22 protein-coding genes are annotated in these 25393 nt (G+C 64.1%); 16 read left to right on the forward strand and 6 right to left on the reverse strand.

All coding sequences use genetic code 11. The features are described from left to right. The first annotated feature begins 95 nt into the window (after window positions 1-95). Both leuS and lptE read left to right on the forward strand, forming a co-directional pair. Window positions 96-2723 (forward strand): leucine--tRNA ligase, encoded by a 2628-nt coding sequence (gene leuS / locus E5X34_RS19265; RefSeq protein ID WP_292567892.1) that lies wholly within the window; start codon window positions 96-98, stop codon window positions 2721-2723. Further along, window positions 2710-3291, forward strand: coding sequence for an LPS assembly lipoprotein LptE (lptE, locus tag E5X34_RS19270; RefSeq protein WP_292567894.1), 582 nt, complete (start codon window positions 2710-2712; stop codon window positions 3289-3291). Before leuS ends, lptE begins: the two co-directional genes overlap by 14 nt. Window positions 3292-3496: 205 nt before the next feature. Here lptE and fsa read toward each other — a convergent pair whose 3' ends face one another. Further along, window positions 3497-4153 (reverse strand): fructose-6-phosphate aldolase, encoded by a 657-nt coding sequence (gene fsa, locus E5X34_RS19275; protein ID WP_042645642.1) that lies wholly within the window; start codon window positions 4151-4153, stop codon window positions 3497-3499. Window positions 4154-4243: 90 nt separating this feature from the next. On the opposite strand from fsa, the gene E5X34_RS19280 reads away from it, so the two are divergent. After that, window positions 4244-6427: a primosomal protein N' gene (locus E5X34_RS19280; protein WP_292567896.1), complete on the forward strand. Its 2184-nt coding sequence runs from the start codon at window positions 4244-4246 to the stop codon at window positions 6425-6427. A gap of 10 nt (window positions 6428-6437) precedes the next feature. On the opposite strand, the gene E5X34_RS19285 is transcribed toward E5X34_RS19280, so the two are convergent. Together E5X34_RS19285 and E5X34_RS19290 are read right to left on the reverse strand one after the other, a co-directional pair. After that, complete coding sequence (locus E5X34_RS19285; RefSeq protein ID WP_292567898.1) at window positions 6438-6890, reverse strand: type II toxin-antitoxin system VapC family toxin; 453 nt, start codon at window positions 6888-6890, stop codon at window positions 6438-6440. Continuing rightward, window positions 6887-7132, reverse strand: coding sequence for a type II toxin-antitoxin system Phd/YefM family antitoxin (locus tag E5X34_RS19290; RefSeq protein WP_292567900.1), 246 nt, complete (start codon window positions 7130-7132; stop codon window positions 6887-6889). The genes E5X34_RS19285 and E5X34_RS19290 overlap by 4 nt, the downstream gene beginning before the upstream one ends. 66 nt (window positions 7133-7198) lie before the next feature. Between E5X34_RS19290 and E5X34_RS19295 the strand changes: the two genes are divergently transcribed. The 8 genes from E5X34_RS19295 to E5X34_RS19330 all read left to right on the forward strand — a co-directional run bounded on the left by E5X34_RS19295 (window position 7199) and on the right by E5X34_RS19330 (window position 13901). Continuing rightward, window positions 7199-7894: an aspartate/glutamate racemase family protein gene (locus E5X34_RS19295; RefSeq protein ID WP_292567902.1), complete on the forward strand. Its 696-nt coding sequence runs from the start codon at window positions 7199-7201 to the stop codon at window positions 7892-7894. Window positions 7895-7989: 95 nt separating this feature from the next. Then, complete coding sequence (locus tag E5X34_RS19300) at window positions 7990-8385, forward strand: DUF4345 family protein (RefSeq protein WP_292567905.1); 396 nt, start codon at window positions 7990-7992, stop codon at window positions 8383-8385. A 234-nt stretch (window positions 8386-8619) separates the two neighbouring features. Beyond that, a complete protein-coding gene (locus E5X34_RS19305) occupies window positions 8620-9180 on the forward strand; it encodes a F0F1 ATP synthase subunit delta (protein ID WP_292567907.1) in 561 nt (186 codons plus the stop codon). After that, window positions 9180-10709, forward strand: coding sequence for a F0F1 ATP synthase subunit alpha (gene atpA / locus E5X34_RS19310; RefSeq protein ID WP_292567909.1), 1530 nt, complete (start codon window positions 9180-9182; stop codon window positions 10707-10709). Before E5X34_RS19305 ends, atpA begins: the two co-directional genes overlap by 1 nt. A gap of 33 nt (window positions 10710-10742) precedes the next feature. After that, on the forward strand, window positions 10743-11627 hold the full coding sequence (locus E5X34_RS19315; RefSeq protein WP_292567911.1) for a F0F1 ATP synthase subunit gamma: 885 nt from the start codon (window positions 10743-10745) through the stop codon (window positions 11625-11627). A 68-nt stretch (window positions 11628-11695) separates the two neighbouring features. Beyond that, window positions 11696-13273 carry a F0F1 ATP synthase subunit beta gene (atpD, locus tag E5X34_RS19320; protein ID WP_292567913.1) on the forward strand — a complete coding sequence of 526 codons (1578 nt, stop codon included), beginning with the start codon at window positions 11696-11698 and terminating at the stop codon, window positions 13271-13273. Window positions 13274-13276: 3 nt separating this feature from the next. Next, window positions 13277-13501 (forward strand): hypothetical protein, encoded by a 225-nt coding sequence (locus E5X34_RS19325; protein WP_042645650.1) that lies wholly within the window; start codon window positions 13277-13279, stop codon window positions 13499-13501. Beyond that, window positions 13494-13901: a F0F1 ATP synthase subunit epsilon gene (locus E5X34_RS19330; protein WP_292567915.1), complete on the forward strand. Its 408-nt coding sequence runs from the start codon at window positions 13494-13496 to the stop codon at window positions 13899-13901. The genes E5X34_RS19325 and E5X34_RS19330 overlap by 8 nt, the downstream gene beginning before the upstream one ends. Window positions 13902-14018: 117 nt before the next feature. Here E5X34_RS19330 and E5X34_RS19335 read toward each other — a convergent pair whose 3' ends face one another. Beyond that, window positions 14019-15512: a mannitol dehydrogenase family protein gene (locus E5X34_RS19335; RefSeq protein WP_292567917.1), complete on the reverse strand. Its 1494-nt coding sequence runs from the start codon at window positions 15510-15512 to the stop codon at window positions 14019-14021. Between the two features lie 307 nt (window positions 15513-15819). Between E5X34_RS19335 and uxaC the strand changes: the two genes are divergently transcribed. Both uxaC and E5X34_RS19345 read left to right on the forward strand, forming a co-directional pair. Beyond that, on the forward strand, window positions 15820-17229 hold the full coding sequence (gene uxaC / locus E5X34_RS19340; RefSeq protein WP_292567919.1) for a glucuronate isomerase: 1410 nt from the start codon (window positions 15820-15822) through the stop codon (window positions 17227-17229). A 58-nt stretch (window positions 17230-17287) separates the two neighbouring features. Next, window positions 17288-17620 (forward strand): cupin domain-containing protein, encoded by a 333-nt coding sequence (locus E5X34_RS19345; protein WP_292567921.1) that lies wholly within the window; start codon window positions 17288-17290, stop codon window positions 17618-17620. A gap of 165 nt (window positions 17621-17785) precedes the next feature. Here the strand turns inward: E5X34_RS19345 and E5X34_RS19350 are convergent, their stop codons facing one another. Then, window positions 17786-18412 carry a LysE family translocator gene (locus tag E5X34_RS19350; RefSeq protein ID WP_292567923.1) on the reverse strand — a complete coding sequence of 209 codons (627 nt, stop codon included), beginning with the start codon at window positions 18410-18412 and terminating at the stop codon, window positions 17786-17788. Between the two features lie 553 nt (window positions 18413-18965). On the opposite strand from E5X34_RS19350, the gene E5X34_RS19355 reads away from it, so the two are divergent. Both E5X34_RS19355 and recQ read left to right on the forward strand, forming a co-directional pair. After that, window positions 18966-20606, forward strand: coding sequence for a hypothetical protein (locus tag E5X34_RS19355; RefSeq protein WP_292567925.1), 1641 nt, complete (start codon window positions 18966-18968; stop codon window positions 20604-20606). Continuing rightward, entirely contained in the window at window positions 20606-22456 is a 1851-nt protein-coding gene (recQ, locus tag E5X34_RS19360; RefSeq protein ID WP_292567927.1) for a DNA helicase RecQ, read from the forward strand. Before E5X34_RS19355 ends, recQ begins: the two co-directional genes overlap by 1 nt. Before the next feature lie 236 nt (window positions 22457-22692). On the opposite strand, the gene E5X34_RS19365 is transcribed toward recQ, so the two are convergent. Continuing rightward, entirely contained in the window at window positions 22693-23106 is a 414-nt protein-coding gene (locus E5X34_RS19365) for a hypothetical protein (RefSeq protein WP_292567929.1), read from the reverse strand. Between the two features lie 790 nt (window positions 23107-23896). On the opposite strand from E5X34_RS19365, the gene E5X34_RS19370 reads away from it, so the two are divergent. Continuing rightward, window positions 23897-25375, forward strand: a complete 1479-nt coding sequence (locus tag E5X34_RS19370) for a multicopper oxidase family protein (RefSeq protein WP_292567931.1) — start codon at window positions 23897-23899, stop codon at window positions 25373-25375. The last annotated feature ends 18 nt before the right edge of the window (window positions 25376-25393 follow it).

Raw genomic sequence — 25393 nt, forward strand, 5'->3', positions numbered from 1 at the left:
GGTCCGGCAATCCATGGTGAACACCGCGACGACATTGTCTCGGCTGCCGGTCTTTTCCGGGCGCCGCGTATCCGCTTTTAAGTGAAAAACATCCGATGGCAACCGAACGTTACAATCCGCGCACGTCAGAGCCCAAATGGCAGAAGGCCTGGGCCGAAAAGAAGCTGTTCGAGGCAAGGAACGACGATCCGAAGCCGAAATACTACGTGCTCGAGATGTTCCCCTATCCGTCGGGCAAGATCCATATCGGCCATACCCGCAACTATACGATGGGCGACGTGGTGGCGCGCTACAAGCGTGCCAAGGGCTTCAACGTGCTGCATCCGATGGGTTGGGACGCCTTCGGCATGCCGGCCGAAAACGCCGCCATGCAGAACAGGGTCCATCCCAAGGACTGGACCTACGAAAACATCGCGGTGATGCGCGAGCAGCTCAAGATGATGGGCCTGTCGCTCGACTGGGCGCGCGAGTTCGCGACCTGCGACGTCGACTACTATCACCGCCAGCAGATGCTGTTCCTCGACTTCGTCGAAAAGGGGCTGGTGACGCGCAAATCCTCCAAGGTCAACTGGGACCCGGAGGACATGACGGTGCTCGCCAACGAGCAGGTCATCGACGGCCGCGGCTGGCGCTCGGGCGCGTTGGTCGAGCAGCGCGAGCTGACGCAGTGGTTCTTCAAGATCACCGACTTCGCGCAGGATCTGCTGGATTCGCTCAACCTGCTCGAGGAGTGGCCGGAGAAGGTCAAGCTGATGCAGCACAACTGGATCGGCCGCTCCGAAGGCCTGCTGATCCGCTGGCCGCTGGCAAAGCCGGTTGGCGACGCGCATGAGCTGGAAGTCTACACGACAAGGCCCGACACCATCTTCGGCGCTTCCTTCATGGCGGTCGCCGCCGACCACCCGCTGGCGCGGAAAGCCGCCGAGGAAAATGTCGAGCTGGCGAAGTTCATCGAGGAGGTCCGCCATATGGGCACCTCGGTGGCGGCGCTGGAGACGGCCGAGAAGAAGGGTTTCGACACCGGCATCCGCGTCGTCCACCCGTTCGACGAGACCTGGACCCTGCCGGTCTATGTCGCCAATTTCGTGCTGATGGAATACGGCACCGGCGCCATTTTCGGCTGCCCGTCGGGCGACCAGCGCGACCTCGACTTCGCCAACAAATACGGCCTGCCGGTGATCCCGGTGGTGATGCCGGAAGACGGCGACGCCAAGACCTTCCAGGTCATCGAGGAGGCCTATGTCGACGACGGCGTGATGATCAATTCGCGCTTCCTGGACGGCATGAAGCCGGAAAAGGCCTTCAACGAAGTGGCGAAGCTGCTGGAGGCAAAGACGATCGGCGGCCGGCCCATGGCGGAGCGCAAGGTGAATTTCCGCCTGCGCGACTGGGGCATCTCGCGCCAGCGCTATTGGGGCTGCCCGATCCCGATGATCCACTGCGAGGCCTGCGGCGTGGTGCCGGTGCCGAAGGCCGACCTGCCGGTGAAGCTGCCCGACGACATCGAGTTCGATCGCCCGGGCAATCCGCTCGACCGTCACCCGACCTGGCGACATGTGAAGTGCCCGCAATGCGGCCGCGACGCGCGGCGCGAGACCGACACGATGGACACGTTCGTCGATTCGTCGTGGTATTTCGCGCGCTTCACCGCGCCCTGGGCGAACGAGCCGACCGAACCGAAGGCGGCCGACGAATGGCTGGCTGTCGACCAGTATATCGGCGGCATCGAGCACGCGATCCTGCACCTGCTTTATTCGCGCTTCTTCACCCGCGCCATGCGCGAGACCGGTCACCTCAATCTCGCCGAGCCGTTCAAGGGCCTGTTCACGCAAGGCATGGTGGTGCACGAGACCTACCGCGTCGGCGGCCCGTCCAACAACGGGCGCTGGCTGTCGCCGAGCGAGGTCAGGCTCGAGGATGTCGGCGGCAAGCGCCTCGCCTTTGAGATCGCCACCGGCGAGGAGGCGACGATCGGCGCGCTCGAGAAGATGTCGAAGTCGAAGAAGAATACGGTGAGCCCGGAAGAGATCACCGACGGCTACGGCGCCGACACGGCGCGCTGGTTCATGCTGTCGGACTCGCCGCCGGAGCGCGACGTCGAGTGGACCGACGATGGCGCGGCCGGCGCGCACCGTTTCGTGCAGCGCATCTGGCGACTGGTACAGATCGCCGCCGAATCTCTGCCCGGTGTGAAGCCGGCAGCGGCGAAGGATGGCGATGCGGGCGCCGTGTCCAAGGCCGCGCACAAGATCCTGAAGGCGGTCGGCGAGGACATCGAGAAGCTCGGCTTCAACCGCGCGATCGCCCGCATCTACGAGCTTGCCAATGCGCTGGCGAGCCCGCTCAACGACGTCGCCGAAGGCAAGGCCGACGCCGCGCTGAAGGGCGCCTGCCGGGAGGCGGTGGAGATCCTGGTGCACATCATCGCGCCGGTCATGCCGCATCTGGCGGAGGAATGCTGGGAGGCGCTGGGCGGGACCGAGATGGTCGCCGAGCGGCCGTGGCCGGTCTACGATCCGGCGCTGGTCGTCGACAACGAGATCGTGCTGCCGGTGCAGGTCAACGGCAAGAAGCGCGGGGATTTGACAATTGCCCGCGACGCGGATCAAGGTGCCGTCGAAAAAGCGGTGCTGGCTCTCGACTTCGTGCAAAAAGCACTGGAAGGTAAGGCTCCGCGCAAGGTGATCATCGTGCCGCAGAGGATCGTCAATGTCGTTGCCTGATCCGGTGAAGTCACAAGCGGCCCGCCTGCGTGGCCGCCTGGCGGTCTGCGGCATGGCCGCCGCGCTTGCGCTGGTCTCGGCCTGCACGGTGCGGCCGCTCTATTCCAACCAGCCGCTGTCGCCCGGATCGCAGCTCAGCGCCTCCGCCGAGCTTGCCTCGATTTCGATCAAGCCGGTCAACACCCGTTACGCGCAGCAGGTGCGCAACAATCTGATCTTCGCTTTCGGGCAAGGCTCGGGCGAGCCGGCCTCGCCGGTCTACACGCTCGATCTCGGCGTCAGCGAGTTGGTCGAATCGGCGGCCATCGTGCAGGTGCAGACCCAGGAAGACGAGCCGACGGCGGGCACGGTCACGCTGACCGCCAACTACGTGCTCAGGGACACCGCGACCAACACTGTGATTGCCGTCGGCAAGCGCTCGATCCCGTCGTCCTTCGACCGGCCGCGCCAGGAATTCGCGGCCTATCGGGCACAGATCGACGCCGAGAACCGCGCCGCGCGTGAGTTGGCCGATCTGCTGCGGCTTTCCATTGCCCAGGATTTGGCCAAGCACGGCAAGAAAGCCTAGAGCCGTACCGATATTCAGGTGAGGCCGGCCTGCGAACGGCGGTTTTCTCCGCTTCCGGTGCTCACGTACTTCAGTACGCTCCGCTCCGGTTCTCGAAAACCACCGTTCTCGGCTCAGCCTGACCTGAATCTCGGCACGCCTTCGCACCGTTTGAAATAAAAAAGGCCGGTCGCCCGGCCTTTTTTGGTCTGACGAGATGCCGGCTTCAGCCGATCTTCTGGCCGGTCTTGGCCCAGTCGGCGAGGAAGGCGGCGAGGCCTTTGTCGGTCAGCGGGTGGTTGACCAGCGCCTTCAGCGTCGCCGGCGGCGCGGTGACGACATCGGCGCCGATGAGCGCAGCCTGCTTGACATGGTTCACCGTGCGCACCGAGGCGGTCAGGATCTCGGTCTTGAAATCGTAATTGTCGTAGATGGTGCGGATTTCCGAGATCAGCTCCATGCCGTCCGAGCCGGTGTCGTCGATGCGGCCGACGAAGGGCGAGATGAAGGAGGCGCCGGCCTTGGCGGCGAGCAGCGCCTGGTTGGCCGAGAAGCAGAGGGTGACGTTGACCATGCGCTTCATCTCGGTGCGGATCGTCTTGCAGGCCTTCAGGCCATCCAGCGTCAGCGGCACCTTGATGCAGACATTCGGCGCGATCTTGGCCAGCACCTCGGCCTCGGCCATCATCTGCTTGAATTCGGTCGCGACGACCTCGGCCGAGACCGGGCCTTCGACGATGTCGCAGATCTGCTTGGTGACTTCGGCGATCTTGCCGCCCGATTTCAGAATCAGCGACGGGTTGGTGGTGACGCCGTCCAGAAGCCCCAGATCGTGCAGCTCCTTAATTTCCTTGATGTCAGCGGTGTCGACAAAAAACTTCATGGCTGTCTCCTTGGGGATTGCCCGGCGGGCGCCAGGCAGATGAGAGGGTCCCCTTTGATCTAGACCAAAGTCAGGGCAAGGTCACGCCTGATGATCGAAGATTCGCCCTTTGTCGCGGCCGCGCCGGTGCTGGTGCCGATGCCGGCCGAACGGCCTTACACCTATGCCGTGCCGCCGGGCATGCGCGTGGTGCCGGGCTCGATCGTGCGCGTGCCGCTCGGGCCGCGCCAGGTCGCGGGCATCGTCTGGGATGGCGCGGTCGAGACGGTCGACGCGAAGAAATTGCGGCCGATCGAGGAGGTCTTCGATTGTCCGCCGATCGACAAGGCAATGCGCCGTTTCGTCGACTGGATCGCGCATTACACATTGTCGGCGCCGGGCATGGTGGCGCGCATGCTGCTCAGGGCGCCGGAGGCTTTCGACCCGGAGCCCTGGATCGAGGGATTGCAGCGCACGCTGGCCGAGCCCGACCGGCTGACGGACGCGCGGCGACGCGTGCTGGAGACGGCCGAGGGCGGACTAGCCTGGACACGCTCAGGGCTGGCGCATGCCGCGGGCGTTTCCTCGACCGTGATCGACGGTCTGAGGGCGCAGGGCGTTTTCGAGACGGTGATGATCCCGCCGCGTCCGGTGGTGGCGGCGCCCGACCCCTCTCACGCCGTGCCGGAATTGATGCCGGACCAGGAAGCTGCGGCGGACAAGCTGCGCGCGGCAATTGCGGCCGATGCCTTCAACGTCACCCTGCTCGATGGCGTCACCGGGTCGGGCAAGACGGAAGTCTATTTCGAAGCGGTGGCGGCAGCCCTCGACAAGGGCAAACAGGTGCTGATCCTGCTGCCGGAGATCGCACTGACGCATGCCTTCCTCGAACGTTTTCAGGACCGGTTCGGCGCCAAGCCGGCGGAGTGGCATTCCGACCTGCCGCCCAGGATGCGCGAACGCGTCTGGCGCCAGGTTGCCGAAGGCGGCGTGCGCGTCGTCGCCGGCGCGCGCTCGGCGCTGTTCCTGCCGTTCAAGGAACTCGGCCTGATCGTCGTCGACGAGGAGCACGACCCCGCCTACAAGCAGGAGGACCGCGTCTTCTACAATGCGCGCGACATGGCGGTGGTGCGCGGCCATATCGGCGGCTTTCCCGTGGTGCTCGCCTCGGCCACGCCGTCGGTCGAAAGCCGGGTCAATGCCAGCCAGGGTCGCTACGATCGGGCCGTGTTGTCGTCGCGTTTCGCGGAAGCCGCGCTCCCTGACCTGAAGTCGATCGACATGCGGCGTTCGCCGCCGGCGCGCGGCGGCTTCCTCTCGCCGGTGCTGCTGGAGCAGATGCAGCGCACGCTGGAGAGGAAGGAACAGTCGCTGCTCTTCCTCAACCGGCGCGGCTATGCGCCGCTGACGCTCTGCCGCGTCTGCGGCCACCGCTTCGGCTGCCCGGTCTGCTCAGCCTGGCTGGTCGAGCATCGCTTTCGCGGCCAGCTCGTCTGCCATCACTGCGGCCATAATGAACGGCGGCCGGAGGCCTGTCCGGAATGCGGCGCGCTCGACCATCTGGTGGCCTGCGGCCCCGGCGTCGAGCGAATCGCCGAGGAAGTGGTCGCCCATTTCCCGGACGCGCGCACCATCGTGCTTTCCTCTGACCTCCTGGGCGGCGTGCGCCGGCTGCGGCTGGAACTGGAGGCCGTCGCCAATGGCGAGGCCGACATCGTCATCGGGACGCAACTCGTGGCCAAGGGCCACAATTTTCCTGGCATGACGCTGGTCGGCGTGGTCGACGCCGATCTGGGACTGGCCAATGGCGATCCGCGCGCCGCGGAACGCACCTTCCAGTTGCTCAGCCAGGTGACCGGGCGCGCCGGACGCACCGGCAAGAAGAGCCTCGGCCTCCTGCAGACCTACCAGCCCGACCATCCGGTGATGCGGGCGATCGTCTCGGGCGATTCGGAAACCTTTTACGAGCGCGAGATCGCCGAGCGCGAGCGGGCGGGACTGCCGCCCTTCGGCCGGCTCGCCGGCATCATTGTGAGCGCGGCGACGCGGGGCGAGGCCGAAAGCCACGCACGAGGCTTGCGGCGCGCGGCGCCGCAGGCTTCGGACTTGTTCGTGCTCGGCCCAGCCGAAGCGCCGCTGTCGCTGATCGGCGGACGGCATCGCTTTCGCTTGCTTGTCCAGGGCGAGCGGCGCTCCGACATGCAGGGCTTCATCCGCACCATGCTGGCGGAGGGCCCGAAGCTGCGCGGCTCGGTGCGCGTGCAAGTCGACATCGACCCGCAGAGCTTCCTCTGAGATTGCGAGATTATGCCGCGCCGCCCTCGGCAAACGGGTTCAAGTAGGGCACATCGAGAATTGCGAAATGCCGGACATTGGCGGTTAAGACAGACATGCCGTTCACACGGGCTGTAGAGGCGATCACGACGTCCGCCAAGCCAGGATTAAAGCCTTTGGCGATCGCGGCATCTTCCAGCTTGCCGGCATCTCTTGCGATTGTGACGTCTACCGGCAGAATGCGTTGATCGAATTCCGTCAGCAGCCGTTCGAACCAGTCGCCGATACGTGCCGCCTTCGAACTTGCGCCCGATCGCTGCAGTTTTGCGATGCCTTTTTCCAGCTCAAGAACGACGATGGACGAGATGTGCCAGGAGCCGCGCTCCCGCTGTTCATCAATCCAGGTCAGCATATGTGAGGGAAGTCGGGGACGGTCAGGCGCGAAGGCCGACAGGAACGACGTATCGAGTAAGTAACCGCTCAAAATTCGACGTCCCGTGACGGCGATTCGTTCCGCTCGAATTCGATACCGCCAGGGTACTGAAGCAAGAAGTCGACAAAGGCTTTTTGACCGCCCTGCGGATAAAGCTTTCGCCCCTCATCAATCGGAACAACCATGGCAATCGCTTTGCCATGCCTTGTGATGGTAGTAGGCTCACCATTTCCCGCGGCCTCGACGAGCGCCGAGAGCCCTGCCTTAGCTTCCCGAAGATGGACGGTTTTCAAGGCGATCTCCCTTGTAGTCTCATGTGGTCACAATATAGAGATTGCACAGGAAAGGAGCAAGTCCAGATGAAAACCCTCGGCCTGATCGGCGGCATGAGCTGGGAATCGACGGCGATCTACTATCGACTGCTCAACGAGATCGTGCGCGAGCGCCTGGGCGGGCTGCATTCGGCAAAGCTGTTGTTGTGGTCGTTCGATTTCGCCGAGATCGCCGAACGGCAGCATGCGGGCGACTGGGAAGGCGCCGGCGCGCTTTTGGTGGAGGCCGCGCGCAAGCTGGAGGCGGGCGGCGCGGATGGCCTGGTGATCTGCACCAACACCATGCATAAGCTCGCCGACGCGGCGCAGGCGGCCATCTTGATCCCGCTCATTCACATCGCCGACGCAACCGGTCGCGCCGTCGTCAAGGCCGGCGTGAAGCGGCCGGCGCTGCTGGCGACGCGCTTCACCATGGAGCAGGATTTCTACAAGGGTCGGCTCGCCGACAGATACGGCTTGCAGCCGATCGTGCCCGATCAGGCTGGCCGCGAGATGGTGCACAAGGTGATCTATGACGAGCTCTGCCAGGGCATCGTCAGGCCCGAATCGAAATCCGCCTATCTCGATGAGATCGGCCGGATGCGGCGCGCCGACCAGGTGGACGGCGTCATCATGGGTTGCACCGAGATCACCATGCTGATCGGCCAGGGCGATTTCGACATTCCGGTGTTCGACACCACACGCATCCATGCCGAGGCCGCGGTCGACTTCGCGCTCTCCTGATGCGCGATTCCTAATGTGCCGGCCATGCTCTGGCGCGCTTTCATTCCCCCGCTAGAATGCCGGTGTTTCAGAGCAAGAAATATGAGGGGGACTTTATGGATTTCGCGTTTCCGTGGCCCGTGAGCCAGGGCGAATGGCTGGCCTGGTCGAGCGCCGTCGTGACTCTGGCGCTCGGCCTCTTCCTGTTCCTGGCGCCGGGGCTTGCCTTTCGCGTGCTGCGGCTGCAGTCCAGGCCAGAGAAAGCGGCGGCGATCGCCGAAGGGCGCGGCCGCATGTCGGGCTTCTATCTCGGGGTCAGCCTGTGCTGCATCCTGCTTGCGCAGCCGCTGCTCTACATGGCGCTGGGCTTCTCGTGGCTCTTCACCGCTTTCGGCCGCCTGCTGTCGATGATGTCGGATGGCGCCAACACGCCGTTCAACTGGGTTTCGATCGTTGTCGAGCTGGCGCTTGCGGCCCTGCCCCTCGCCTTCGCCTTCGGCTTTGTGCCATGAATCCAGCACTTCCGCTGGACTCTGCCGCCTGATGCGACAAAAGTGCCTGAAAACCATGCCGGACGATGCATTGCGGTCTTAAAAAGCCTGTGCTAGACGGCAATCGACTTTCGACCGGGGATAGCGGAAGCCGCGCCTCCGTGCTTGGAAAAATGCAGTAAGGTCAAAGATTTAGCCAGAGTTCTCGCTCGCGCCAACAATCTGCGGCCTGTCAGACAAGAGAAAAGACGGTCCGTGGCCCAATCGTCATCGCCAATCTCAGCTGTCGCAGAACGCTACGCAGGCTCGCTGTTCGAGCTTGCTCTGCAGGACAATTCGGTCGCCAAGGTCGAGGCCGACCTCGCCAGCTTCGAGGCGATGCTCAACAGCAGCGACGATCTCAAGCGGCTGATCGACAGCCCGGTGTTCTCCAGCGAGGACCAGGCCAAGGCCATCGCCGCCATCGCCGACAAGGCAGGCATTACCGGTCTCGTTGCCAATTTCCTGCGCGTCGTCGCCAGGAACCGTCGCCTGTTCGCGGTGCCCGGCATGATCAAGGCGTTCCGCCAGATCGCCGCCGACCATCGCGGCGAGGCTTCCGCCGAGGTCACCTCGGCGCATGCGCTGACGGCCGCGCAGCAGACTGAACTGAAGGCGACGCTGAAGAGCATCGCCGGCAAGGATGTGGCCATCGCCATGACCGTCGATCCGTCGCTGCTAGGCGGCCTGATCGTCAAGATGGGCTCGCGCCAGATCGATACGTCGCTCAAAACCAAACTCAATTCGCTCAAGCTTGCACTGAAAGAGGTCGGCTGATGGACATCCGCGCCGCGGAAATTTCCGCAATTCTGAAAGACCAGATCAAGAATTTCGGCAAGGAGGCCGAGGTCTCCGAAGTCGGTCAGGTTCTGTCCGTCGGTGACGGCATCGCCCGCGTCTACGGCCTCGACAATGTCCAGGCCGGCGAAATGGTCGAGTTCCCGGGCGGCATCCGCGGCATGGCGCTGAACCTCGAAGCCGACAATGTCGGCGTCGTCATCTTCGGCAACGACCGCGACATCAAGGAAGGCGACACCGTCAAGCGCACCGGCGCTATCGTTGACGTTCCGGTCGGTCCGGGCCTGCTCGGCCGCGTCGTCGACGCGCTCGGCAACCCGATCGACGGCAAGGGCCCGATCCAGGCGACCGAGCGCAAGCGCGTCGACGTCAAGGCGCCCGGCATCATCCCGCGCAAGTCGGTGCATGAGCCGATGTCGACCGGCCTCAAGGCCATCGACGCGCTGATCCCGGTCGGACGCGGCCAGCGCGAGCTGGTCATCGGCGACCGCCAGACCGGCAAGACCGCCATCATCCTCGACACGATGCTGAACCAGAAGTCGGTGCACGACAACGGCCCGGAGAAGGAGAAGCTCTACTGCGTCTACGTCGCCGTCGGCCAGAAGCGCTCGACCGTCGCGCAGTTCGTTAAGGTGCTGGAGGAGCGCGGCGCGCTCGACTACTCCATCATCATCGCCGCCACAGCGTCCGACCCGGCGCCGATGCAGTTCCTGGCGCCGTTCGCCGGCTGCACCATGGGCGAGTATTTCCGCGACAACGGCATGCATGCCCTCATCAGCTATGACGATCTGTCGAAGCAGGCCGTCGCCTATCGCCAGATGTCGCTCTTGCTGCGCCGCCCGCCGGGCCGCGAGGCCTATCCGGGCGACGTCTTCTACCTGCACTCGCGCCTGCTCGAGCGCGCCGCCAAGCTCAATGACGACAACGGCAACGGCTCGCTGACCGCGCTGCCGATTATCGAGACGCAGGCCAACGACGTGTCGGCCTACATTCCGACCAACGTCATCTCGATCACCGACGGCCAGATCTTTCTCGAGACCAACCTGTTCTTCCAGGGCATCCGTCCGGCGGTGAATGTCGGCCTGTCGGTGTCGCGCGTCGGCTCGTCGGCGCAGATCAAGGCGATGAAGCAGGTCGCCGGCTCGATCAAGGGCGAGCTCGCGCAGTACCGCGAAATGGCGGCCTTCGCGCAGTTCGGCTCGGACCTCGACGCCGCCACGCAGCGCCTGCTCAACCGCGGTTCGCGCCTGACGGAGCTGCTCAAGCAGCCGCAGTTCTCGCCGCTGAAGACCGAAGAGCAGGTCGCGGTGATCTTCGCTGGCGTCAACGGCTATCTCGACAAGCTGCCGCTCAATCAGGTCGGCAAGTTCGAGCATGGCCTGCTCAGCCACATGCGCTCGGCCGGCAAGGACGTGCTCGACGGCATCCGCAATGAGAAGGCGCTGTCGGACGATCTGCGCGCCAAGCTGAAGGCGGAAATCGACGCCTTCGCCAAGACCTTCGCTTGAACGAAGCCGGACGCACGGGATCAGGTTTGAAGCATGGCTTCGTTAAAAGACCTTCGTAATCGCATCGCCTCGGTCAAGGCGACGCAGAAGATCACCAAGGCGATGCAGATGGTCGCCGCGGCGAAGCTGCGTCGCGCGCAGGAAGCGGCGGAAGCGGCGCGTCCCTATTCCGAGCGCATGGGCGCGGTGCTGGCCAACATCACGCAGGCGATCGGCGGTGGCGGTGATGCCCCGGCGCTTATGACCAGCACCGGCAAGGACGACGTGCATCTGCTCATCGTCTGCACAGCCGAGCGTGGCCTGTGCGGCGGCTTCAACTCGCAGATCGCGCGGCTTGCCCGCGACCACATCCGCAGGCTTCTGGCCGACGGCAAGCAGGTCAAGATCATCTGCGTCGGCAAGAAGGGTTTTGACATCCTGCGCCGCGACTACGGCGCGCTGATCCTCGAACGCGTCGATCTGCGCGAGGTCAAGACGCTCGGCTTCGTCAACGCCGACGCAATCGCGCGCAAGGTCATCCACCTCTTCAACGAGGGCGGCTTCGACATCTGCACGCTGTTCTATTCGCAGTTCAAGTCGGTGATAAGCCAGATTCCGACGGCGCAGCAGATCATCCCGGCGGCACAGGCTTCGGCCGCCGCCGCGACGGGCAATGGCGCCACCGCGGTCTACGAATACGAGCCGGAGCCGGGCGAGATCCTCTCCGACCTCATCCCGCGCAACATCGCGGTGCAGATCTTCCGGGCGCTGCTGGAGAACGCGGCCGGCGAGATGGGCGCCAAGATGAGCGCGATGGACAATGCGACGCGCAATGCCGGCGACATGATCAACAGGCTGTCGATCACCTACAACCGCCAGCGGCAGGCGCAGATCACCAAGGAACTGATCGAAATCATTTCGGGCGCCGAGGCGCTCTAGGCGCGCGCGGGCGGGGTCCCGGACCTCGCAGCGGCGTGAACAACGGATAGACGAAAAGGGCAAAGACGATGGCGAAAGCAGCTACCCCGAAGACCGCGGCCAAGGAGGCATCGGCCCCGAAGGCGGCAAAGGCCCCGGCAGCGGCCGCGAAGGCCGCCGCTCCGGCGAAGAAGGCGGCCGCTCCGGCCAAGGCCGCGGCTTCCGCGGCCAGCGTCGCGGCCAAGCGCGTCGGCGCCGCCGGCAAGGTCCGCCAGGTCATCGGCGCCGTCGTCGACGTGCAGTTCGAAGATCACCTGCCGGCCATTCTGAACGCGCTGGAAACCGACAATGTCGGCAACCGCCTGGTGCTCGAGGTCGCCCAGCATCTCGGCGAGAACACCGTGCGCTGCATCGCCATGGACTCGACCGAAGGTCTGGTGCGCGGCCAGGACGTCTTTGACACCGGCGCGCCGATCTCGGTTCCGGTCGGTCCGGGCATGCTCGGCCGCATCATCAACGTCATCGGCGAGCCGGTCGACGAGGAAGGCCCCGTCGACGGCATCGAAATGCGCGCCATCCACCAGCCGGCTCCGGCCTATGTCGACCAGTCGACGGAAGCGCAGATCCTGGTCACCGGCATCAAGGTTCTCGACCTCTTGGCGCCTTACGCCCGCGGCGGCAAGATCGGCCTGTTCGGCGGCGCCGGCGTCGGCAAGACCGTGCTGATCCAGGAACTGATCAACAACGTCGCCAAGGCTCACGGCGGCTTCTCGGTGTTCGCCGGCGTCGGCGAGCGCACCCGCGAAGGCAACGACCTCTATCACGAGTTCATCGAATCGGGCGTCAACAAGAAGGGCGGCGGCCAGGGCTCGAAGGCGGCGCTGGTGTACGGCCAGATGAACGAGCCGCCGGGCGCGCGCGCCCGCGTCGGCCTGACCGGCCTCACGGTCGCCGAGTACTTCCGCGACCAGGGCCAGGACGTGCTATTCTTTGTCGACAACATCTTCCGCTTCACGCAGGCGGGCTCGGAAGTGTCGGCGCTGCTCGGCCGCATTCCTTCCGCCGTGGGCTATCAGCCGACGCTAGCCACCGACATGGGCGCGCTGCAGGAGCGCATCACGACGACGACCAAGGGCTCGATCACCTCGGTGCAGGCCATCTACGTGCCGGCCGACGACTTGACCGATCCGGCGCCGGCGACCTCCTTCGCGCACCTTGACGCGACGACCGTGCTCAACCGCGCGATCTCGGAGAAGGGAATTTACCCGGCCGTCGATCCGCTGGATTCCACCTCGCGCATGCTCGACCCGATGGTTGTCGGCGAGGAGCACTATCAGGTGGCCCGCCAGGTGCAGTCGATCCTGCAGCGCTATAAGTCGCTGCAGGACATCATCGCCATCCTGGGCATGGACGAGCTTTCGGAAGAGGACAAGCAGACGGTGGCCCGCGCCCGCAAGATCGAGCGCTTCCTGTCGCAGCCGTTCTTCGTCGCCGAAGTGTTCACCGGCTCGCCGGGCAAGCTGGTCGACCTCGCCGACACCATCAAGGGCTTCAAGGGCCTCTGCGCCGGCGACTACGACCACCTGCCGGAAGCCGCCTTCTACATGGTGGGCGGTATCGACGAAGCGGTCGAGAAGGCACAGCGCCTGGCGGCTGAAGCGGCGTAATCCATGGACAGGAAGTTCTGTTGCTCCACCCTGCAAGAGGTGATGACAGAGCTTCCGTCGCCGTCGTTCTTCGAGACCGACGATGGGATATTGATGATGACCGTTGGGACTGTGGAAACGGAAGACGGTCTTGGGTATTTCGATCAAGCGGTCATGTTCTGTCCCTTCTGTGGGACAGGATTGCAGACTGACAAAAGTATCGCCGGCAAGGTGAAGCACAATGGCTGAAGCTTTCAAGTTCGAACTGGTCTCGCCGGAGCGGCTGCTCGTTTCCGAGCAGGTCGAGTCCGTCGTCATCCCGGGCGCCGAAGGCGAGATGACGGTGATGGCGCAGCACGCGCCGGTCATGACCACCATCAAGCCCGGCGTCGTAACGGTGAAGGCCGCGGGCGGCAAGGAAGACCGCTATGTCGTGTTCGGCGGTTTCGCCGACATCCTGCCGTCGGGCTGCACGCTGCTTGCCGAATCGGCCGTGCATGTTAACGACATCGACCGCGCCGACCTTGCCCGCCGCATCCAGGACGCCAGGGAAGACGCCGCCGACGCCAAGGACGACATGGCGCGCAGCCGCGCCGAGCAGTTCCTCGCCCAGCTCACGACGCTGGAAGGCGCGCTGCTGCCGGCCTGATTGCGGATAGGACACGAGACTGAAAAAGCGGGGCTTGCCCCGCTTTTTTTGTTTGTTGTTTGCAATAAAGTTCGCGCTGCTTGGGGCGCAATCCCGGGCGGGTCGGCGGGCGAACTGCTACTCCGCCAGCCTGGGCGGCTCGTTGCCAATGCCGAGCGCGGCAAAGGCCAGTTTCGGGCCGCCCTGCCTGAAATGGACGAGATGCGTGGCGACAAACTCGATCAACCGCTGGCGCTCCGCGTGGCCTATGGCGAAGCCGGCGAGGTCGAACACGGCCTCGGCCATTGTCGCCGTCGGCAGATTGCGGCCGAACAGCTCGCTGAGGGCGGCATCGAGCGGATCGGTGAAATGGCCTTCTGGCAAAGCACCGCCGCGCGCGGCGCATGCCGCGATCCAGGCGGCGACAACCAGCGACAGATGTTCGGGAAGCAGTCCCGCCTCAAGCCGCGCAAGCGCTGAAGCGACGATGCGTTGCGGCAGCTTCTGGCTGCCGTCATTGGCGATCTGCGCGGTGCGGTGGGCGAGCGCGGTGTTCGAAAACCGATCTGCGAGCTCGGCTGTGTAGGCGGTTGTGTCGAGCCCGGCATCCTGCGGCAGCGTCGGGATGGCTTCGGCCCAGAGCCGGTCGACGAATTGCCTTATTGCCGAGTCGGCAAAGGCGCGGTCGACGGTGGCATGGCCGCTGAGCAGGCCGAGATAGGCGATGCCGGAATGCGCGCCGTTGAGCAGCCTCAGCTTCATATCCTCGAAGGGGCCGACATCCTCGACCATGGTGACGCCGAATCTCTCCCAGGCCGGCCGACCGGCCGGGAAACGGTCTTCGATCACCCATTGGCGGAAGGGCTCGGTCATCACCGGCCAGGCATCCTCGACGCCGAGCTGTTGGCCGATGCGCGTCCGGTCGGCATCCGTGGTCGCCGGCACGATTCGGTCGACCATGGAGGACGGGAAGGCGACTTCGTCGGCGACATGGCGCTCGAGATCGGCATCGCGCAGCTTCGCGAATTCGATCAGCAGCCGGTGCAGCGTGGCGCCGTTGGCCGGAAGATTGTCGCAGCAGAGCACGGTGAAAGGCGGTGTGCCGGCAATGCTGCGGCGCGCCAGTGATTCGGCGAGAAAGCCATGCGCCGTCCTCGGCGACCCGGGGTTGGCGAGGTCGTGGACGATGTCGGGGTGCGCGCTGTCGAGACTGCCGTCGGCCGCCCTGAGATAAGCCTTCTCGGTGATGGTGAGCGTCACGATGCGGGTGCGCGGATCGGACAGCGCGGCGAGCACCGCGCCGGGGTCCTCCGGAGCGACGAGCAAGGACTGGATCGAACCGATCACCTGTAGCTGTTCGCCGGCGCTGTCCCGGATCGCCAGCGTGTAGAGCCCGTCCTGCGGTTTGAGCGCGTCGCGCGTGTCGGGGCTGCGCAGCGAGACGCCGACGATGCCCCAATCGCTTTCGCCGTCCGCCAGGCAGGCATCGACATAGGCGGCCTGGTGCGCGCGGTGAAAAGCGCCGACACCAAGATGGACGATGCCGGGGGTGACAGAATTGCGGGGATAGCGAGGAACCAGGACTTCGGCCGGCAGCTTGGCGATTGTGGCGTTGGACAGGCGACCGTTCATGGGAAGCAAAGTCTCCGATCGGGTTGCCCGCCTGATGCCGGGCGAAAACGATGGCAGCGACGTAACATCCGCTGTCGGCGCGCACAATGGCTGCGTTGCTTTCGAGAGCCGCCATGCAATCGATCGTTTTGCATGTTGACATTGCCTCCGACAGATTCACCGTTAGATCAGGATGGCGATTTCGTTGAATCGCCATTTCGATCTAACTCTTTGTCGGAGCATGATCTTTTGCAAAGCGGGTCCCGCTTCTTGCGTTCACCGACCCTCGGTTCGAGATCATGCTCCAACGCAATCCGGGAGGAGCCAAGTGGCCGCACTAACCGATCCCGATCTGCTGTTCGCGCCCGAGGCGAATTCGCGCGCGCTGGCCCGCGCCCTTTACGCCGGCGTGAAGGACCTGCCCATCGTCAGCCCGCATGGTCATACCGACCCGCGCTGGTATGCGCTCAACGAGCCGTTCCCCGATCCGGCGCAATTGCTGATCGTGCCCGATCATTACATCCTTCGCATGCTGCTCAGCCAGGGCTTGCGGCTGGAAGAGCTCGGCGTGCCGACGCTCGATGGCGCGCCGGGCGAGACCGATGGCCGGATGATCTGGCGGCGCTTCGCCGAGCATTATTATCTCTTCCGCGGCACGCCGACCCGGCTCTGGCTCGACCATGTGTTCGCGCATCTGTTCGGCATCGAGGAGCTGCTCACCGCCGCTTCCGCCGACCGCACCTACGATACGATCGCCACGCTGCTGCAGCGCGACGACTATCGTCCGCGCGCGCTGTTCGAGCGCTTCAACATCGAGGTGATCGCCACGACCGACGGCGCGCTCGACGATCTCAAATGGCACCGGATGATCCGCGACAGCGGCTGGAACGGCCGCGTCGTCACGGCCTATCGGCCGGACGCGGTGGTCGATCCCGATTTCGAGGGATTTGCTTCCAATCTCGATCGCCTTGCCGACATCACCGGCTGCAATACAGGCACATGGACGGGCTATCTCGATGCGCATCGGCAGCGCCGCGCCTATTTCAAGCAATTCGGCGCCACCTCGTCCGATCACGGCCATCCGACCGCCGAGACCGCCAATCTCTCCGACCCGGCGGCGCAGGAGCTGTTCAACCGTATCCGCCGCGGCTCCGACGACGAGCGCGAGCGGCGGCTGTTCAGGGCGCAGATGCTGACCGAAATGGCCAAGATGAGCCGCGACGACGGCCTGGTGATGCAGATCCATCCCGGATCATGGCGCAATCATTCCCCTGCCGTTTTCCAGAAATTCGGCCGCGACAAGGGCTTCGATATCCCGACGCGCGCCGACTATGTGACGGCGCTGAAGCCGCTGCTCGACTGCGTCGGGCTGGAGCGCGACCTCACGATCATCCTGTTCACGCTCGATGAGTCGAGCTATGCGCGCGAGCTGGCGCCGCTCGCCGGCGTCTATCCGGCGCTAAAGCTGGGCCCGGCCTGGTGGTTTCACGACAGTCCGGAAGGGATGCGCCGCTTTCGCGAGATGACTACCGAGACGGCAGGCTTCTACAACACGGTCGGCTTCAACGACGACACGCGCGCCTTTCCGTCGATCCCGGCGCGCCACGACGTCGCGCGCCGCGTCGACTGCGCCTTCCTGGCGCGGCTGGTCGCCGAGCATCGGCTGCGCGAGGACGAGGCGCATGAGCTGGCGCGCGACCTTGCCTATACGCTTGCCAAGAAGGCCTACCGGCTCTGAACCTGGCGCCCATGGTCTTGGCAGGGAGGAACGTCATGCTTCGAATGGAAATTGGACGATGAGCGATATTTTCTCACACGCGGGCACAAAAGCCTGGGAACCGACGCCGGATGGCAATCGCCGGCGCGTGCTGGTGCATACAGACGAACTGATGATGGTCGAATTCGCTTTTGAAAAGGGCGGCGTCGGCGTGCTGCATTCGCATCCGCATGTCCAGGCAAGCTATGTCGCCGAGGGCCGCTTCGAGGTCACCATCGACGGCCGATCGGAGATCCTCGAGACCGGAAGCAGCTTCATCGTGCCTTCCAATCTCGTGCATGGCGTCAGGGCGCTGGAGGCCGGGCGCCTGGTCGACAGCTTCGCGCCTTACCGCGCCGATTTCCTCGGCTGAGTATCCGCCGCTCAAAGGAAAGCCCGCGCCGTCGGGCGCGGGCCTGTTGCCTGGGCGCTGGTTGCGCCGCCGCGGTACTCTAACATTGCCGCAGGACAGCAACTGTGCCGCAGCATGGTGAAGATAGGTTTAACGACGACTGGCTGGAGGCAGGCTGGCAAAAATTCAGCGCTGCTGCAGCGCGAGCCTCAGGCCGAGCGCGCAATAGATGCCGCCGACCACCTTGCCTTGCCATTTCAGAACTGCCGGATGGCGGCGCAGGAAGGAGCCCAGGCCACCCGCGCTGACGGCGAAGACCACCGTGCTGAAGAGACCGAGCAGGACGAAGATGATGCCCAGCAGCATCAATTGCAGCACCACGAAGCCGCCTTGCGGGTGGACGAATTGTGGCAGGAAGGCGAGGAAGAACAGAGCGGTCTTCGGGTTGAGCACTTCGGTCAGGATCGCCTGCCGGAAGGCTTTTCCCGCCGAGATCGATAGCGTCCTGCCCGCGAGATCGGCCGGCACCTTTTCAAGCATGGCGCGGATGCCGAGATAAACGAGATAGGCAGCGCCGATATATTTGATGATGCTGAACAGCATCGCCGAGGCGGCGATGATGGCCGAGATGCCGACAATGGCCATGATGGTGTGGATGACATCGCCCGCCGCGACACCGGCGCCGGTGGCGATGCCGACCTTCGTGCCCGAGCTCGTCGCGCGCGACACGGTGAGCAGCGTCGCCGGTCCCGGAATGAAGACGAAGCCGAACACGATCGCGATGTAGGTGATGAGCGTGGCGGGATCGATCATGTGAAGGTTCCTTTTGGATCCCGGCTGTCGGCAGCGGACGGCTTGGCCTTATAGCACTGCACAAGGCGCCGGTGGAACTCCCACCAGCGGCGATGTCACCGTCGCCGCGGCTCGAAGCGGCATGACGCGCCGGCCTGCCAGGCTGCGACGATTTCACGAGCGTCATTACTTCGCCTGCGCGGTGTCTGGTCGGGATCGATCGGCATTGGCTTAGAGCGGTTCACCGTTTCACGGAAACGGCGAACCGCGCTATCTCCTTGTTTTTACGCAATCCCGGAAGGAAAACCGCTCACACTTTTCCCGGAATTGCTCTAGACCTTCCGTTTCTACGCATGTCGTTGTATCGAAACGACAAGACCGAACGATGCCAGAACCGGCAATCGGGCAAAGACGCCTGCCGCGCGCGGCGAGCCCGGATTTATCCTTGAAGGGGGCTGGCTTGGAAGAGCAAGCGACGGGTGAGACCCGGCGAAGCCGGGCTGGAACGTGCGGGCCCCCAAAACAGGCGCAGTTGTCGTCGGATGGGCGCTGCCGGCCGGAGGCATCCCGACGCATGATCTCGCAGCCCATCCTCACCGCAACGCGGCATGGACTTATCGTGACGCCGGACATGTTGCCGGGCAACGAGGGAATCAACATCAACGGGCCGTCGCTGATCCGCATGCCCGACTGGGCGCAGGGGCGGCTAGGCGCTTACCATCTCTACTTCGCCGACCATGGCGGCTCCTATATTCGCCTCGCCCACGCAGATTCGATCGAAGGTCCGTGGCACATCCATCCCGGCGGCGTGCTGTCCCTTGAGCAATGTCCGTTCATCAAGGAGCACATCGCGTCTCCCGACGTTCATGTCGATCAGCGGAACCACCGCCTTGTCATGTATTTTCATGGACCGGCAGAAAGCGGGGAAGGCCAGATGACCTTTGCCGCGACATCCGCTGACGGCCTTCATTTCAATCCGCTTCCCGAGCCGCTTGGGCCTTCTTATGCGCGCTTTTTCCACCACGACCAATGGTGGTACGGTTTTCTGGGGACGGGAACCGTCACCGTCTTCCGTTCCGGGACTGGCATCTCCGATTTCGAACAAGGCCCGGTCATCCTGCCTCCCGTAAAGCGCGGCCCGACCCTACGGCATCTTGCGCTGCAGAAGTCCGGCCGCTGGCTGCGGATCTATTACACGCGCAGGGGCGATGCGCCGGAACGAATCCTTCATGGCGCGATAGATCTCGCCGAGGACTGGGGAAACTGGACGGTGCAGGGCGAAACGGAACTGCTGCGGCCGCAGACGGACTTCGAAGGAGCGGGTTTGCCGGTCCGTCCCAGCCGGGACGGGGCGGCCGAAGGCAAGGAAAACGCGTTGCGCGATCCCGCTATTTTCGAGGAAAATGGCCGCACTTGGCTTCTCTACTCCGTCGCGGGAGAGAGCGGCATCGCCTTGGCCGAGATTACGTCGAAGGACGTCCCTGCCCGAGCCCCAACCCGGGTCACCATTCTGGGCCGCGGCGCAAGGCGATTTTTTTGGCGCCTGCGCAAGGCCGCGCGGCGGCTGCCCTCGGCAATGACATTTCGCAAACGAATCTTCATCGCAGGCTGTGCTCGCAGCGGAACCACGCTCAGCCGTCGTTTGATGGCGTGTTTCGACGATACCTATGTCCATGCGGACGAAGCGCCCTATCAGGCGCTGCTCGAACTCGATCGCCCCCAATTCAATCTGGTCGTCAAACGCACTCATGAAAGCCACAAGGATATCGAACATCTGCCTGCCTCGGTTGGGTTGATCTACTGTGTGAGGCATCCTTTCGATGTGCTCACCAGCTCGCATCCGGAGACGGTGAACGAGCGGCGTTTCCATGTAACGACCGAACGCTGGGAGGCGGAGTACGCCGGATTGATGCGCCTTAGACGGGCTCAGCCCGAAAGAGCCGTTTTCTATTTGCGCTATGAAGAGCTGATCGCCGAACCTGATATCGTCCAGGGCAGGATCGCTCGATCGTTCGATCTTTCACCGGTCACCCTGTATAGCCGGGATGCGGACAATCCGATACGGGCGACGTCGCTGAGGAAATGGGAGCGCAATGAAGAATTCCGGACCTATCTGAATAGCCTGCCTGCGACGTTTCTCGCCCGCGTGGAAAGCTTCTGCCGCGAATTCGGCTACGATATGCCGGGCCACATGTTGACCGCGGAAGCGAGTTGATGCCACAGGCAGCAAGCATCCGGGCCGAGGATCCCACGCGTCGCGTCCTGAAGGATGTGTTCGGCTACGACGATTTCCGTCCCGGGCAGGCGACCGTGATCGAGGCGCTGCTCTCCGGACGCCATATGCTGGCGGTCATGCCGACGGGCGCCGGCAAGTCGCTCTGCTATCAGGTTCCGGCGCTGGTCAAGGGCGGGCTCACCATCGTGGTGTCGCCGCTGGTGGCGCTGATGCAGGATCAGGTCGCCGCCTTGCGTCTCGCCGGCGTGGCCGCCGACACGATCAATTCCTCGCTCGATCGCGAGGCCAACGTGGCGGCCTGGCGCCGCGTGGCATCCGGGCAGACGCGGCTGCTCTATCTGGCGCCGGAGCGGCTGATGACGGAGCGTATGCTGGACGCGCTGTCGCGGCTCGATGTCAGCCTGATCGCCATCGACGAGGCGCATTGCATCTCGCAATGGGGCCCGGCCTTCCGCCGCGAATATGAGGACCTGTCGCAGCTGCGCGGCGTGTTTCCGCACGTTCCGATCATTGCGTTGACGGCGACGGCGGACGAGGCGACGCGCGGCGATATCGAGGCGCGGCTGTTTGCCGGACGCGCCGAAACCCTGGTGCTGGGTTTCGACCGGCCCAACATCAAATTGGCGATCGAGACCAAGCAGGACAGCAAGCGCCAGCTGCTGCGCTTCGTCGAGCGGCACCAGGGCAAAAGCGGCATCATCTACTGCCTGTCGCGGCGCAAGACCGAGGAAATGGCGGCCTTCCTGGAGAAGAACGGCGTGCGCGCGCTCGCCTATCATGCCGGCATGAGCAAGGAGGCGCGGGAAGCTAACCAGAACGCCTTCATGAGCCTGCCGGGCGTCGTCATGGTGGCGACCATCGCCTTCGGCATGGGCATCGACAAGCCCGATGTCGCCTATGTCTTCCACACCGATCTGCCGGGCAGCCTGGAGGCCTATTACCAGGAGATCGGCCGCGGCGGGCGCGACGGCCGGCCGGCGGAAGCGCATATGCTCTACGGCGCCGGCGACATCCGCACGCGCCGCATGTTCATCGACGAGGAGGATACCTCGCCCGAGCACAAGAGACGGGCGCATCGCCGGCTCGACACGCTGATCGGCTATTGCGAGACGGCGCAGTGCCGGCGCCAGGTGCTGCTCGGCTATTTCGGCGAGGAGGCGAAGGCCTGCGGCAATTGCGACAACTGTCTTAACCAGGCGCCGCGCGCCGACGGCAGCGCCGAGGCGCGCATCATCCTTGCGGCCGTGGCGCAGAGCGGCGAGCGCTTCGGAGCCGCCCATGTCATCGATATCCTGCTCGACCACGAGACCGAGAAGGTGCTGGCGAGAGGCCATCAGAAGCTCGCCAGCTTCGGGACCGGCATCATGCACAGGAAGCCGGTCTGGCTGTCGCTGATCCGGCAACTGGTCGCCGGCGGCTTCCTGGTGCCGGATCCAGACGGCCATGGCGGCCTCGTCATCTCGGAAAGCGGCCGCGCGCTCGGGCGCGGCGAGGTTGCCTTCGAGTATCGCGTCGAGGGCCGGGACCGTCTTGCGCGCGGCAGGAAGCGCGCCGCGCAAGGCTCGGCCATGGGTGGCGAAGGCGTCGATGCATCGCTTCTGGCGACGCTCAAGACGCTGCGGCTGCGGCTCGCCAAGGAACGCCAGGTGCCGGCCTATGTTGTGTTCTCCGATCGCACGCTGATCGACATGGCCGAGCGCCGCCCGCAAGACCTCGACGATTTCGCCGAGGTGAATGGCGTGGGCGGAGCCAAGCTGAAGGAGTTCGGCGAGGTTTTCCTGAGCGCGATCGCCGCGCATCAATCGGGGTCTGAAAAAGCTGGCCGTTAAAGCATGTCTCCCGAAAGTGGGACCGGTTTCGGGATAAAGACATGCGTAAAATCAAAAAACCTAAAGCGCATGGAGCGAATCCGAAGGATCGCAACGCGCTTTAGGTCTCAAGGAACTCCGCAATCGCCTTGAGCCGGGTAAAGTGGTTCACCGTTTCACGGAAACGGCGAACCACTTATCTCTTTGTTTTCACGCAATTCCGGACGGAAACCGCTCACACTTTTCCTGGAATTGCTCTAACGCCAAAGGCAGACCTTGACGTCCTTCCCGATATAGCAGGCGCCTTCGCGGCGAAGGTCTCCCCAATCGCCCACCTCGCCGTGCGTCTCGCGAATATCCCCGTTGGCATAGCCTGCCCAAGAATCTCCGTCCTTGTAGATAACCGCCCAGTAATCCTTGGACATCTCGCCAGCCCCGCTATGCGTGTCGGGATAGTCGATACCCGCGAAAACCTGCTTGGGGCCCTGGATGTTGAAATCGCCGCCCTGCTCGATTTGGTAGGAGCATTTTCCGGAGATGCGGGTCTCGCCGTGAACGACGAGCAGGCAGCGGCCCCATTTGTAACCGGTCGGCAGACGATGCTGTGCTGCATGCGAAGGCGAGAGGGAAAACGCAATTGCCAGGGCTGCCATGATGGTTCGCGCGGTCATCCTATCACCCATCGTGAAACCGTCGATTGGATTCGACCCAGGGCGTATGTCGAAAATGGTCCTCCGCGGGATGTTTCCATCAGAGATCCTCTTATTTGTCGCGGAATTGTCCCCTAGAGCCGGTTCGATCGGATTGACGTATGTCAAAGCGCTTTTTGATTGAAGAAGTAATCATTAATGTGAAGAACTTGGAAGCCGCATTGTGCTTGAACGAGTTTGGCAAATTCCGGCCCACGTCTGCGGGATAGAGTAATTCCAAGATGGCGTTCGCCGAGGCTCGGGAAGGGTTGATTGTGGATCGGAAAGGCATCCGACCAAGGCTTGGCTGTTCCATGAAGCGCTCGTCAGGATTCGACGGTTCGCGTTGGCTCGGCATCTGCCTCGCCTTGCTGATGGCGTTCACCACGGTCCTTGCCAGCCATGCCAATTCGGCCGCGTCTCCGCTTGGCGCCCATTGGGCCGCAGAGCATAATCATGGCTCCGCAGCGATCCGACATGATGGTTCCGCCCCGTGCAAGGATTTCGGCCATGCGCGCCATCAAGGCACATGCTGCATCTCGGCTTCAAGCTGCTCATTCTGCGTCCCGGTTGACGTTCATCTCTTCGTCGCGATTTCGGGAAGCCATCCTGTCGCGATAGCGCCGCCTTTCGTATCCTCTCCAAGTGACGTGCCAGTCGGGCTGCGCCCTCCGAATCTTGTCGTGACCGCCTGAGCGCACGCGCGCCTTCCGTTCGTGCGCTTCGCCGCCGGTTAATCCGGCCCTTGAGTCACGAACATGAGAGCTTTGCAATGCAATCCATATCCCGTCGCCAGTTCCTGGCATCCACGGTGGCTGCCGGCGCCGCGGGCGTCGTCCTGCCGCTGATCTATCCCCGCGCTGTACAGGCGGCCTCCCCGAGCGTCATCCGGGCAGATACCCGCATCATCGAGGTGGCCGGCCGTGCCGCCAAAGTCTTCGGTCTCGTCCAGCCCGACGGCACCCCAGGGCTCGTCACCTCGGCCGCCAATGACTTCCAGGTCCGGCTCGAAAATCGGCTGAACGCGCCGACCTTGATCCATTGGCACGGCCTGACGCCGCCCTTCGGACAGGACGGCGTGCCCGACCTGCCGCAACCGTTGCTGCAGCCGGGCCAGTCCTATGATTACAGCTTCCCCGTCGCGACGCCGGGCACGCATTGGATGCATGCCCACACGCTGCAGGAACAGCAGCTGCTTGCCGCGCCGCTGGTCGTTACGGATCCTGCGGAGGCAGGCGCGGACGAGCAGCCCCTGGTGGTGCTGTTCCACGACTTCAGCTTCAAGACGCCTGAGGAATTGCTGGCCGGGCTGACCGGATCAGTGCCCGGATCGGGAAACGACGGCATGGCCGGACATTCGATGTCGGGCATGTCAGGCATGGACATGCAAGACATGTCAGGCGGGCAAGGCATGTCGGACGGGCAAGGCATGGCCATGCCGATGGACGTCAACGACATCCAATACGACGCCTACCTGGCGAACGACCGGACGCTCGACGATCCACAGCTGTTTGCTGTGGAACGCAACGGCACGGTCCGGCTGCGCCTCATCAACGGCGCCACCGCCACGGCATTCTGGATCGACACCGGGTCGATCGAGGGCGAAGCGATCGCTGTCGACGGGAATCCCGTCACGCCAGTGCGCGGTCGCCGCTTTCCGCTCGCCATGGGCCAGCGCCTCGATATCCGGCTGCGTATTCCGGACGAGGCGGGAGCCTGGCCGATCCTGGCGCTGCGGGAGGGCAGTGTCGAGCGCACTGGCTTCGTGTTGGCGACCAGGGGCGGCGCGGTAAAGCGCATCGCGCTGGCTGGCGACCAGGCGACAGCCGCGTTCGACCTTGCATTCGAGTCCAGCCTCGTCGCTGCCAAGCCCCTGGCCGTGGCGTCTGTGGACCGGAACCAGTCCGTCGAGATTGGCGGCACCATGCAGGGCTACTCCTGGACGCTCAACGGCAGGACATGGGACGACCATAAGCCGATCGCCGTGCGAAAGGGTGAGCGCATCGAACTCGTCCTGCGCAACGCCAGCATGATGGGCCATCCCATGCACCTGCACGGCCATCATTTCCAGGTTGTCGCGATCGACGGACGCCGCTTCGCGGGAGCTGTGCGCGACACCGTCTGGTTGCCGCCGATGCGCGAGGTGACGGTGGCGTTCGATGCCGCTAACCCAGGCACATGGGCGTTTCACTGCCATCACCTCTATCACATGGCGAGCGGCATGATGACCGTCGTCGACTACACCGCCTAACCGATTTCAAGGACAGGA

It is taken from the genome of Mesorhizobium sp., from assembly GCF_004963255.1.
GTDB lineage: Bacteria > Pseudomonadota > Alphaproteobacteria > Rhizobiales > Rhizobiaceae > Mesorhizobium.